Source organism: Streptomyces sp. NBC_00443 (assembly GCF_036014175.1).
In the GTDB taxonomy this organism is placed as follows: Bacteria; Actinomycetota; Actinomycetes; order Streptomycetales; family Streptomycetaceae; genus Streptomyces.
Genome location: NZ_CP107917.1, coordinates 2719987 through 2732520, shown reverse-complemented (window position 1 = coordinate 2732520; position 12534 = coordinate 2719987). Strand labels below are relative to the sequence as shown.

Below are 12534 nucleotides of genomic sequence, written 5' to 3'. Positions count from 1 at the left end.
GTCTCCTCGGTTAGAACGACGTTCAATGTGATGTGCCCTAACCTCTGCCGTCAAGGTTCCGGTTGCATCAGTCCAATGTTTAGAGTGATGCTCTAAAGCGAGGAAGACAAGGAGGTGCCGCGTCGTGAGACTGACCCCGACGGAACGTGACCGGCTGCTGCTCTTCGGAGCCGCCGAACTGGCCCGGGCCCGCCGGGCCCGAGGGCTCAGGCTGAACGTGCCCGAGGCGACCGCGCTCATCGCGGACACCGTCTGCGAGGCCGCCCGGGACGGGGCCCGGCTCGCCGAGGCGATCGGGCGTGCCCGGTCCGTGCTCGGGCCGGACGACGTGCTGCCGGGCGTGGCGGACGTCGTCACCGAGGTGCATGTCGAGGCCGTCTTCGACGACGGCTCGCGGCTGGCGGTCGTGTCCGACCCCATCGGTGGCGGCGGTCTCGCGGACCGGGGCCCGGGTGCGCTGCTGCCGGGGCCAGAGCACGCCGAGCCCGAGGCGGTCCTGCGGGTGATCGTGACGAACACCGCCACCGTGCCGGTCTCCGTCACCTCCCACTTCCACTTCTTCGAGGCCAATCCGCGCCTCGACTTCGACCGCGGCGCGGCCTACGGCATGCGGCTCGCCGTTCCGGCCGGGTCGTCGACGCGCTTCGGGCCGGGGGAGAGCGTCGAGGTCGGGCTGGTCCCGATCGGCGGCGAGCGGATCGCGATCGGGTTCGCGGGGCTCGTCGACGGGGCGCTGGACGCGCCGGGCGCCCGCGAGGAGGCGCTGCGCCGCGCCGCCGCTTGCGGCTATCTCGGCGTATCGGAAACACCTGATCAGGAGCAGGAGGTCGAGCGATGAGCCGTCCCGGAGGGCATCCCGCAGAGGCCCGCCGCCTCACCCCGTACGAGTACGCCGCCACCCACGGCCCCCGCGCCGGCGACCGCATCCGCCTCGGCGACTCCGGCCTGACCATCCGCGTCGAGTCGGACTCCCAGCGCTACGGCGACGAGTTCCTCGCCGGGTTCGGCAAGACCGCCCGGGACGGGCTGCACCTCAAGGCGGCCGCCGTGCGGGAGACCTGTGACGTGGTGATCAGCAACGTCGTCGTGATCGACGCGGCGCTGGGGATCCGCAAGGTCTCCATCGGTATCAGGGAGGGCCGGATCTGCTCGATCGGGCGGGCCGGGAACCCCGACACCCTCGACGGCGTGGACGTCGTGGTCGGCACGGGCACGTCGATCGTGTCGGGCGAGGGCCTCATCGCCACCGCCGGGGCCGTCGACACGCATGTGCACCTGCTGTCGCCGCGCATCATGGAGGCCTCGCTGGCGTCCGGCGTGACCACGATCATCGGGCAGGAGTTCGGGCCGGTGTGGGGCGTCGGCGTCAACTCGCCGTGGGCGCTGCGGCACGCGTTCAATGCCTTCGACGCCTGGCCGGTCAACATCGGCTTCCTGGGGCGCGGTTCCTCGTCGGACCGGGCCCCGCTGGTCGAGGCCCTCGCCGAGGGCGGCGCCTCCGGCTTCAAGGTCCACGAGGACATGGGCGCCCACACCCGGGCGCTGGACACGGCCCTGCGGGTCGCCGAGGAGTACGACGTCCAGGTCGCCCTGCACAGCGACGGCCTGAACGAATGCCTCTCCGTCGAGGACACCCTGCGCGTGCTGGAAGGCCGCACCATCCACGCCTTCCACATCGAGGGCTGCGGCGGCGGACACGTCCCGAACGTGCTGAAGATGGCCGGCGTGCCCAACGTCATCGGCTCCTCCACGAACCCGACCCTGCCCTTCGGCCGGGACGCGGTCGCCGAGCACTACGGCATGATCGTCTCCGTCCACGACCTCAAGACCGACCTTCCCGGCGACGCCGCCATGGCCCGCGACCGCATCCGCGCCGGGACGATGGGCGCCGAGGACGTGCTGCACGACCTGGGCGCGATCGGCATCACCTCCTCGGACGCGCAGGGCATGGGGCGTGCGGGCGAGACCGTCCGCCGTACGTTCGCGATGGCCGGGAAGATGAAGGCCGAGTTCGGCGCCCCGGACGACGGCGACGACAACGAGCGCGTCCTGCGCTACATGGCCAAACTGACCATCAACCCGGCCATCGCGCACGGCCTCTCGCACGAGGTGGGGTCGATCGAGGCCGGCAAGCTCGCCGACATCGTGCTGTGGCGGCCCGAGTACTTCGGAGCCAAGCCGCAGCTGGTGCTGAAGTCCGGCTTCCCTGCGTACGGCGTGGTCGGCGACCCCAACGCGGCCACCGACACCTGCGAACCCCTCGTCCTGGGACCGCAGTTCGGGGCGTACGGCGCCACGCCCGCCGACATCTCCGTCGCCTTCGTCGCGCAGGCCGCCGTCGACCGGGGCAACGACTCCATGCCGACCCGGCGCCGCAGGGTCGCCGTGCGCGGCACGCGCGGCATCGGGCCGGCCGACCTGCGCCTCAACTCCCGTACCGGAGCTGTCGACGTGGACCAGCGCAGCGGTCTGGTCACCCTCGACGGCGAGCCGCTGCGCTCCGAGCCGGCCGACTCGGTCGCCCTCAACCGCCTCTATTTCCTGTGACGTTCAGACAAGGACCCGCCATGACGACCCCCGCCGCCGACGGCTTCCGCATGCCCGCCGAGTGGGCCCCGCACGAGCGCACCTGGATGGCCTGGCCGGGACCCAACCCGACCTTCGAGGACCCGGACGACCTCGCGGCCTCCCGGATCGCCTGGGCGTCCGTCGCCCGTGCGGTCCGCCGCTTCGAGCCGGTGACGGTGGTGTGCGGCCCCGGCCAGTCGGCGGAGGCCCGCGCGCTGCTCGGGAACGGCGTCGAGACGGTCGAGCGGGACCTCGACGATGCCTGGATGCGGGACATCGGCCCGACCTTCCTGACCGGTTCCAAAGGCGAACTCGCCGCCGTGGACTGGACGTTCAACGGCTGGGGCGCCCAGGACTGGGCCCGCTGGGAGCACGACGCGAAGATCGCCGCGTACGTCTCCGACCTGGCGGGGTCGGCCCGGACGTACGCCTCGGAACTCGTCAACGAAGGCGGCGCGATCCACGTCGACGGCGAGGGCACCGTCCTGCTCACGGAGACGGTCCAGCTCGGCCCGGAGCGCAACCCGCACTGGACGCGCGAGCAGGTGGAGGCCGAGATCCACGCCCACCTCGGCACCCGCAAGGCGATCTGGCTGCCGCGCGGCCTGACCGGCGACTACCCGCCGTACGGCTTCGGCACCCTCGGCCATGTCGACATCGTCGCCGCGTTCGCCCGTCCCGGTGTGGTCGTCGCCCATGTGCAGCCGGACCCCGCCCACCCCGACCACGAGCTGACCAAGGAGATCGTCGGCCTGCTGAAGTCGCAGACGGACGCCCGCGGCCGCCGCCTGGAGGTCGTCGAGGTGCCCGCGCCCACCGTCCTGGAGGCGGACGGCCACTGGGCCGACTACTCCTACATCAACCACTACCTCTGCAACGGCGGCGTGGTGCTGTGCGGCTTCGACGACCCGCGCGACGAGATCGCGGCCGGTATCTTCCGCCGGCTGTTCCCGGAGCGGACGGTGACGCTGGTGGACGCCCGGACGATCTTCGCCGGTGGCGGGGGCATCCACTGCATCACTCAGCAACAGCCGAGGGCCGGGGTCAGGTAGAACGTACGGGTGAACGTACTGCTCTGCGCCACCTGCGGAACCCGGCTGACCGAGCCGGTCCGGCAGCTCGACGAGATGCCCGCGTATCCCGGCTGGGACGGGCTCCCGGGCCCGGACGGCCGGCGGCACGGCCCGCCCAGCGTGCCGCGCGGGACGTTCGTCGTCGACCCGCTGCCGTTCGGGGCGCCGTTCGAGCCGGTCGGTCCCGACGAGGAGTACGACGGTGTCGTGCCCGGCGGCATGTGGAAGTCCGACGCGCGCGGCTTCCTGGTCTCCGCCGGGCCGTGCGGCACCTACGTCCTGCACCCGGACGACGTCGTGGACATCGCCCCGCACCCCGACCCGTACCGCCTCATCGGCTGCTGCGGGCCGGATGGCCAGGCCGGGGTCAACCACGTCTGCGGCTGCGGGGCAGAGGTGGCGATCGTCGCCGCCGACTGCGGAAGCGGCTACGAGACCCGGCTCGTCCCGGACGCCGTCCGCGTGGAGGCCGTCGCGTGACCCCCGCCCGTCGCCGTACCCCCGCCCCACCCCGCGAGGACGTCCGCGCCGCCGCCATGGAGATGATCGCCGAACGCGGCCTGGAGGAGCTCACCATGGCCGCCCTCGGGCGTGAGGTCGGCATGAGCAGCGGCCATCTCCTCTACTACTTCCACTCCAAGGACGAGCTGCTGCTGCGGACCCTGGAGTGGAGCGAGGGCCGGCTCGGCGCCGAGCGCGGGCGGCTGCTCACCCGGACCGCCTCCGCCCGCGAACGCCTGGACGCGTACGTCGACCTCTACGTCCCCGACGGCCACCGCGACCCCCACTGGACGCTGTGGCTGGAGGTCTGGAACCGCTCGCAGAACGCCGACGACGACGCCCGCGACCGCCAGGCCGCGATCGAGGGCGCCTGGCACCGGGACCTGGTGGCGCTGCTGGCGGAAGGGGTGTCGAGGGGCGAGTTCCGAGCGGTCGACCCGGACCGGTTCGCCGCCCGCCTGCGGGCCCTGCTGGACGGCTTCTCCATCCATGTGGCCATCGGGCTGCGCGGCACGGACCGGGAGACGATTCTCGGCCACGTACGGGAGTTCCTGGACGAGGGCCTCCTCGCGGACGCCTGACCTCCCGCCCGGGTTGTACGCAATAAGACCGATTGACCCTGTGGTCGGTGATGCGTTTGCCTCGTTGCGAACTCCCGGCGGGGCCGGGCGATGGAGCGTCGGCGGGGACCACAGGGGGGAACATGTCCGGAGCCGCACGTGTGTCCAGAGCCTCGTTAGGTACGGCGCTGCTGCTCGCGCTCGCCGGGACGGCGGCCCCGAGCGCCGGCGCGGCGCCACACCCACCGCGCGTCGAACGCGTCAGCACGGCCGCCGACGGCACCCAGGCCGACGGCCCCTCGAACGACGCCGCGCTCAGCGCCGACGGCCGTCATGCCGCGTTCGTGTCCACCGCGCCGGGCTTCGGCTGCGCGCGCTTCACCCCGTGCCTGCTCGTGAAGGACCTGACCGGCGGCGGGGTCACCGGGATCGGCCTCGGCAGCGGCTACACCTACGGCTCACCGATGCCGAGCGCCGACGGGAGCCGTATCGCCTTCTCGGCGGGCACCCGGTTCCTCGCGCCCTACCTGTACGACCGCGCCACCGGCCGCGCGGAGCAGCTGTGGCCCGAGAACCCGCCCGGCTCCAACGAGTTGGGGCGCGTGCGGTCCATCAGCCCGGACGGCAGGCACGTCGCGTACACCATCGGCAACCGCAACGGCGATCAGAACTTCCGGCTGCTGTACGTCCGCGACACGGCCACCGGCACCGACGAGCTGATCTCACCGGCTGAGGAGGGCGACAAGCCCGGCGCCTCGGTGAGCGGCGACGGCGAGCGGGTCGCCTACTCCGTCCGCAGTGACTCCGAGGAGGACCCGGCCGACGTCTTCGTCAAGGACCGGGCCACGGGCGAGCGGGCCCAGGTCGACACGGGCCTCGGCGCCGCGTTCCTGGTCCGCATCACGGCGGACGGCCGTCGCGTCCTCCTCGAAGCGGAGGGTGGCCTCTACGTCCACGACCTCCGCACGGGTACCTCGCGCCGGGTGGCCGAAGGGACGACGTCCTCCGCCACGGCGGACGGCCGTTACGCCGTCGTCTCAGACACGGACGGCACCCGTGTGCGCGATCTGCGGACCGGTCTGCCCGGCGCCGCCCTCCCGCCCAGCGCCCAGGTCATGGAGGGCGCGCTGGCCGACAAGGGGCGTGCTGTGGCGTTCAGTTCGACGGCGTCCCACCTGGTGCCGGGGGACACCAACGCGGAGTCGGACGTGTTCGTCTTCTCGGGCGACCTCCGGCAGAACCCGGCCCCGATGCCGTCCGTCACCGAGCGGATCAGCATGACGGGGGACGGACAGCAGCGGCCCTGGGCGTCGTACGACCCGGTGATGGGGGCGGACAAGGTCGTCGCTTTCACGTCGGACGACAACGTCTTCCGCTTCAACGGCGGCACCACCGACGTCGTCAGCGCGCCCACGGGCAAGGCGGCGGGCAACCCGTCCATCAGCTACGACGGCCGGTACATCGCCTTCGAGCAGGGCGGCGGCGTCCACGTCCGCGACCTGGACACCGGCGTCCTGGAGCAGGCCGGAGCCGGCGGTGCCTACGCTCCCTCCCTGAGCGAGGACGGCCGCCGGGTCGCCTTCCAGCAGGGCGATGAGATCCACGTCCGTGACCTCGACGCGGGCACGACCAGCCGGGTCAGGGGCACCGAGCCCTCGCTCTCCGGAAGCGGTACGCACCTCGCGTACACCTCGCAAGGCGTCGTGTACCTGCTCGAACTCGCCACCGGGAAACGGCAGTCGGTCAGCGTCGATCGCTGGGGCGGCCGCAACGACCTCCCGGCCCGGCACCCCTCCGCCAACGCCGACGGCACGGTCGTCGCGTTCGAGTCGGCGTCACCCGATCTGGTGGAGGGGGACACCAACGGGGGGTCGGACGTCTTCCTGCGGACAGTTCAATGACAACAACCATCAACGGGGGAACAACCATGCACAGCACCAAGCGAGTTGTCGCGCTCGCGATCGCCCTGGCCGCCGCGACGGCGACGCTGTCGGGGACGCCGACGAGCGCCGCGCCACGGGCGCCGTACACCGAGAAGGCGAGCGTGGCCCCGGACGGCACGGACGGCAACCGTGCCTCCGACGGGCAGAGCCTGAGCGTCGACGGCCGCTATCTGGCCTTCGTCTCCGACGCCGACAACCTCGTCGCGGGCGACTCCAACGGCGTCGCCGACGCGTTCGTGCGCGACCTGCGGACCGGCGTCACCCGCCTGGCGAGCACCGCGGCGGACGGCAGCCCCGGGGACGCCAACGTCCTGGACGTCTCGCTGAGCGCCGACGGCCGGTACCTGGCGTTCACCTCCAACCCCACCTACAACACCGCCGACAACCACATCTTCGTCAAGGACCTGCGGACCGGCGCCCTCCAGCGGATCGACGACGCCGTCGACACGGGCTACAGCGCCGGCAGCATGCCCGCCCTCAGCGCCGACGGCCGCTACGTCGCCTTCGTCGCCCTGCACACCAGCGACGCGGGGCCGGAGGGTGACCGGTCGAACCGGGTGTACCGCGTCGACCGCGTCACCGGCGAGCGGGTCCGCATCAGCCAGGTCCCCGGCGAAGGCGCCTGGAAGTCGGCCGCCACCCAGCCGACCATCAGCGCGGACGGCAACAAGGTCGGCTACCGGTTCTTCGTGCCGTATCCCACCCGCGGCGACTGGAGCGACGCCTACGTCCGTGACGTGCGCAGCGGCGAACTGACCCAGGTCGACAAGGCGCCGGACGGCACGGTGTCCGACGGGCACAGCGAGTACCCGCAGGTCAGCGCCGACGGCCGGTACATGGTGTTCAACTCGCTGGACTCGAAGCTGACGCCGGGTGACACCAACGGCACGCACAACGTCTTCGTCCGTGATCTGAAGACGGGGGACCTGCGCCGCATCGACGCCGGCGACCCGGCCGCCCACACCGGCTTTGCCCGGCTCAGCGCCGACAGCAGGTACCTCGCGTTCGGCTCCGCCGCCCCGGCCGACCCGAACGCCGCACGTCAGGTGTACGTGCGCGACCTGCGCACCGGACGCACGGAGCTCGTCAGCGCCGCGGCACAGGGCGGCCCGAGCGCCGACTACGCGGACTACCCGGTGATCGACCGGCACGGCCGCACGGTCGCCTTCAGCAGCCGGGGCGCCGACCTCGTGCCGGACGACACCGCCGACACCACCCACGTATACGTCCGCCACCTGCGGTGATCAGCGCAGTGCTCGCATCCTGAGACGGACGGTGAGCACGGGGGTGACTTGTGCCAGACTGCCCCCGTGCTCTCGTTCGCCATGATTATTGGCAGCAGGCGCGCCGGTCCGCAGTGACCACCACGTACGACCAGGTACGGGTGGACACCGTCGTCCTCGACCCGCGCGCAGACCTCTCGCACCCGCGAGAGGTTTTTCTGTTTCCCGGCCCACCCGCAGCCGGGCGGAGAGCGTGAGGGACCATAGGTGGGGGCGGTGGAGCCGGTCATTCCGGTAGACCGAGATCCAATACAGGAGCCTTACGACCATGTCGGTAACCAGCGAGCTCGACGACTCGTTCCACGTCTTCGACACCACCCTGCGCGACGGCGCCCAGCGGGAGGGCATCAACCTCACCGTCGCCGACAAGCTGGCCATCGCCCGCCACCTGGACGACTTCGGCGTGGGCTTCATCGAGGGCGGCTGGCCCGGCGCCAACCCCCGCGACACCGAGTTCTTCGCGCGCGCCCAGCAGGAGATCGCCTTCCGGCACGCCCAGTTGGTCGCCTTCGGCTCCACCCGCCGCGCGGGCGGCAAGGCGTCCGAGGACCCGCAGGTCAGGGCGCTGCTGGAGTCCGGCGCCCCGGTGATCACCCTGGTCGCGAAGTCCCACGACCGGCACGTCGAGCTCGCGCTGCGCACCACGCTGGACGAGAACCTCGCGATGGTCGGCGACACGGTGTCGTACCTGCGCGAGCAGGGCCGCCGCGTCTTCGTCGACTGCGAGCACTTCTTCGACGGCTACCGCGCCAACCCCGAGTACGCGAAAGCCGTCGTCCGAACGGCCTCGGAGGCCGGCGCGGACGTCGTGATCCTCTGCGACACCAACGGCGGCATGCTCCCCGCCCAGATCCAGGCGGTCGTCTCGACGGTCCTCGCCGACACCGGCGCCCGGCTCGGCATCCACACCCAGGACGACACCGGCTGCGCGGTCGCCAACACCCTCGCGGCCGTCGACGCGGGCGCCACCCACGTCCAGTGCACGGCCAACGGCTACGGCGAGCGGGTCGGCAACGCCAACCTGTTCCCGGTGGTGGCGGCCCTGGAGCTGAAGTACGGCAAGAAGGTCCTCCCCGACGGCCACCTCCGCGAGATGACCCGCATCTCGCACGCCATCGCCGAGGTCGTCAACCTCACCCCCTCCACCCACCAGCCGTACGTCGGCGTCTCCGCCTTCGCGCACAAGGCCGGCCTGCACGCCTCCGCGATCAAGGTCGACCCGGACCTGTACCAGCACATCGACCCCGAGCAGGTCGGCAACACCATGCGGATGCTGGTCTCCGACATGGCGGGCCGCGCCTCGATCGAGCTCAAGGGCAAGGAACTCGGCATCGACCTCGGCGGCGACCGGGAGCTGGTCGGCCGGGTGGTCGAGCGGGTGAAGGAGCGCGAGCTCAAGGGCTACACGTACGAGGCCGCCGACGCCAGCTTCGAACTCCTGCTCCGCACCGAGGTCGAGGGCAAGCCGCTCAAGTACTTCCAGGTCGAGTCCTGGCGCGCGATCGTCGAGGACCGCCCCGACGGCAGCCACGCCAACGAGGCCACGGTCAAGCTCTTCGCCAAGGGCGAGCGCATCGTCGCCACGGCGGAGGGCAACGGCCCGGTCAACGCCCTCGACCGGGCGCTCCGGGTCGCGCTGGAGAAGATCTACCCCCAGCTCGCCAAGCTGGACCTCGTCGACTACAAGGTCCGCATCCTGGAGGGCGTGCACGGCACCCAGTCCACGACCCGCGTCCTGATCTCCACGTCCGACGGGGCGGGGGAGTGGTCCACGGTCGGCGTCGCCGAGAACGTCATCGCCGCCTCGTGGCAGGCCCTGGAGGACGCCTACACCTACGGCCTGCTGCGGGCCGGGGTGACGCCGGCCGAGTAGGCCGAACGGACCTCACCGCCCGCCCCCGGGCCGTCGTCCACGGCACAGTGGGGCCATGGACACGGACGACGTAGGGAACCTGTTCACCCGGGGGCAGGTCGCGACCCGGCTGCCCGCGCAGGACCTGGAGCGGGCGCGGCGCTTCTATTCCGAAAAGCTGGGTCTGGAGCCCGTCGACGAGCGGCCGGGCGGGCTGCTGTACCGGTGCGGCGGCACGGAGTTCGCCCTGTTCCAGTCGACGGGAGCGTCCCCCGGCACCTTCACCCAGATGGGCTGGCAGATCGAGGACGTGGACACGGCCGTGGCGGAACTCAGGCGGCGCGGCGTCGAGTTCGAGGAGGTCGACGTGCCGGGCCTGTGCACGACGAACGGCATCGCCGACATCGAGGGGCACTACCCCAGCAAGGGCTTCCGCGGGGAGCGCGCCGCCTGGTTCCACGACAGTGAGGGCAACCTGCTGGGGATCGGTCAGCCCTACGTCTGAGCCGCTACGCCTGCAGACGCCACTTCTGGTTGGCGGCGCCCGTGCAACTCCAGATCTGCGCACGGGCCCCGTTCGCCGAGGAGTTGCCGGTCACGTCGAGGCACTTGCTCGCGGCGCGGTTGACCACGTCGCCCGACGACGCGATGTACGACCACTGCTGCGCACCCGACCCGTTGCAGCCGTACAGCTGCACCTGCGCCCCGTCCGCCGTCGAGCCGGACGTGACGTCCAGGCACTTGCCCAGCGCCCGCACCGAACCGTCGGCCTGCACGGTCCACCGCTGTGCGGTCGAGCCGTTGCAGTCGTAGAGCTGCACCGCCGTGCCGTCGGCCGACGAACCGCCCGCCACGTCAAGGCACTTGCCGGCAAGGCCCACCAGCGCCCCGGACTGGGACGGACCCTCGGTCTGGGTGCCCGCCCAGGTGAACGTCGCCGACGTCTTGCCGGGCAGCGAGTAAGTGGCGTGCTGCGAACCCCAGTTGATCGTGACGGTCTTCGCGCTCGACGCATCGTTGTACGCGATCAGCGCCTTCGACCCGTCCGGGTTGCGCCACGCCACGTTCGGCACCGACGACGACGCCGTGGACGCGATGCGCTGGGCGCCCGGCTTCACGAACTTCGTCAGATGGCCCATCGTGTAGTACTCGACGGTGTAGTCGACCTGCCCGTGCCGGGCGTCCCCGTTGTGGACGGTGATCAGACCGTCGCAGGTCCCGCAGCCGCCGTTGTGCGGACCCCGGTTCTGGTCCAGCGCGAGCGACCACTTGGTCACCGACTTCGCCCAGTTCCGGGTGTAGTCGATGATGTTCATCATGTCCTCGCGCTGCTGGTTGGCGATCCAGGTGCCACCCGAGTGCTCGGTGCCGAACGCGTCCAGCTGCGGATACTGGTCGTGCACCTGCGTCTGCTCGGCCACGTCACCGCCGTAGCCGTGCCAGGCGATCCCGCCGAAGTTCGGGTGGTTGCGGACCGCCGCGTCGTCGACCGTCTGCGCGGCGTAGGCGTCGTAGGTGTCCCAGTTCCAGTCGTGGGCCAGGACCTTCGTCGACAGCCCGGCGTTCTGGAGCTTCGGCAGCAGCTCGTTCTTCGTGAAGTACGCGAGCCCGCTCGCGTTCCAGCTCATCGACGGATAGCCCGAGCAGCAGGTCGGCTCGTTCTGGGCGGTGACGTACGAGATCGGGATGCCCTGGGCCTGGTAGGCCTGCACGTACTTCACGAAGTACGAGGCGTACGCCCCGTAGTGCTCCGCCTTCAGCCAGCCCCCGTTGAGCTGCCCGTTGTCCTTCATCCAGGCGGGCGCCGTCCACGGCGAGGCCATCACGGTGAGCCCGGGGTTGAGCTGACGTGCCTGCTTCGTCAGCGGCACGACGTCCTGGAGATCGTGGGCGATCGAGAACTCGGAGAGGTCCGGGTCGGTCTGCCCGGCCGGCATGTCGTCGTAGGTGTAGCCGAAGCGGGCGAGGTCCGAGCCGCCCATGGGATTGCGCAGGAACGACAGCCCGATGCCCTCCGTCGGGGAGAACAGCTTGCGCATCGTGTCGTCCTTGGTGGCCTGCGACAGCGCGCCGCTGCCGTCCATCAGCCAGGCCGCGGTGTCCGTGAAGGACGCGCCGCCGCCGGTGAAGGACTGGTAGCGGGTGTTCTCGTCGACGGTGATGTTCTCGCCGCTGCCGCCGGACCCGGCCTGGAAGGCGAACGGAGTCTGCGGCTGGAGCCCGCGGGTCACATGGCGTCCGCCGGTGTCGTCCGTCGTGGTGAGCCAGGCGGTGACCTGCTCGCCGGCCGCCTGCGCGGGTGTGGCAGCCGAGAAGCCGGCCGTGGTGAGGAGCCCGGCGAGAAGCAGCCCGAGCGTCCGAGTGGATCTCCTCATGGTGCGCCGCCCTTCTGGCGGTGGGGGATGGGGGCGTGCGAGGCGTGAGTAAATGACGGCTTCGTATGCGCGTCAAGGGGTCGCGCGTTCATGAGGTGAAGGGACAGCGGCACTTCTCCGGAAGGGAGTTGAGTGCGCACCGGCTCTGACGTGAAGTCTTGACGACATTCGGCGCCGGCAGTTAACTCAAGGCGTGAGGTAAGTCATACGTGGACCCCGTCGGCGCGGGGATCACCGAGGCGGTGGAGAGGCGGAACGCGGCGTACCGCGCGGCCTGAGCCGCCGTACGGAACGCGGCGGCGGCCGTGGGGTGCCGGTCCCGGTGGGAATCCAGCCACCTGGACCGGCGCCTTTGCCCGTCCCATCAGGTAGCGTCGAG

General features: G+C 71.3%; 10 protein-coding genes. 9 read left to right on the top strand and 1 reads right to left on the bottom strand.

Features of this window, described 5'->3' with window-relative positions; all coding sequences use genetic code 11:
• Window positions 1–124 precede the first annotated feature (124 nt).
• The 9 genes from ureA (at window position 125) to OHO27_RS11970 (ending at window position 10285) form a co-directional block, all read left to right on the top strand.
• A complete protein-coding gene (gene ureA, locus OHO27_RS12010) occupies window positions 125–838 on the top strand; it encodes an urease subunit gamma (RefSeq protein WP_328423067.1) in 714 nt (237 codons plus the stop codon).
• On the top strand, window positions 835–2547 hold the full coding sequence (locus OHO27_RS12005) for an urease subunit alpha (RefSeq protein WP_328423065.1): 1713 nt from the start codon (window positions 835–837) through the stop codon (window positions 2545–2547). Before ureA ends, OHO27_RS12005 begins: the two co-directional genes overlap by 4 nt.
• Before the next feature lie 20 nt (window positions 2548–2567).
• Entirely contained in the window at window positions 2568–3620 is a 1053-nt protein-coding gene (locus tag OHO27_RS12000; protein ID WP_328423063.1) for an agmatine deiminase family protein, read from the top strand.
• Between the two features lie 9 nt (window positions 3621–3629).
• Window positions 3630–4121 (top strand): hypothetical protein, encoded by a 492-nt coding sequence (locus OHO27_RS11995; protein ID WP_328423061.1) that lies wholly within the window; start codon window positions 3630–3632, stop codon window positions 4119–4121.
• Window positions 4122–4177: 56 nt separating this feature from the next.
• Entirely contained in the window at window positions 4178–4723 is a 546-nt protein-coding gene (locus OHO27_RS11990) for a TetR/AcrR family transcriptional regulator (RefSeq protein WP_328430407.1), read from the top strand.
• A gap of 140 nt (window positions 4724–4863) precedes the next feature.
• Window positions 4864–6603 carry a hypothetical protein gene (locus OHO27_RS11985; RefSeq protein ID WP_328423059.1) on the top strand — a complete coding sequence of 580 codons (1740 nt, stop codon included), beginning with the start codon at window positions 4864–4866 and terminating at the stop codon, window positions 6601–6603.
• 26 nt (window positions 6604–6629) lie between these two features.
• The gene (locus OHO27_RS11980) at window positions 6630–7889 is read left to right on the top strand and encodes a TolB family protein (RefSeq protein WP_328423057.1); all 1260 of its coding nucleotides are present in this window, start codon (window positions 6630–6632) and stop codon (window positions 7887–7889) included.
• A 307-nt stretch (window positions 7890–8196) separates the two neighbouring features.
• A complete protein-coding gene (gene cimA, locus OHO27_RS11975; protein ID WP_328423055.1) occupies window positions 8197–9801 on the top strand; it encodes a citramalate synthase in 1605 nt (534 codons plus the stop codon).
• A gap of 55 nt (window positions 9802–9856) precedes the next feature.
• Window positions 9857–10285, top strand: coding sequence for a VOC family protein (locus OHO27_RS11970; protein ID WP_328423053.1), 429 nt, complete (start codon window positions 9857–9859; stop codon window positions 10283–10285).
• Window positions 10286–10289: 4 nt separating this feature from the next.
• On the opposite strand, the gene OHO27_RS11965 is transcribed toward OHO27_RS11970, so the two are convergent.
• Window positions 10290–12155, bottom strand: coding sequence for a lectin (locus OHO27_RS11965; RefSeq protein ID WP_328423051.1), 1866 nt, complete (start codon window positions 12153–12155; stop codon window positions 10290–10292).
• Between the last annotated feature and the right edge of the window lie 379 nt (window positions 12156–12534).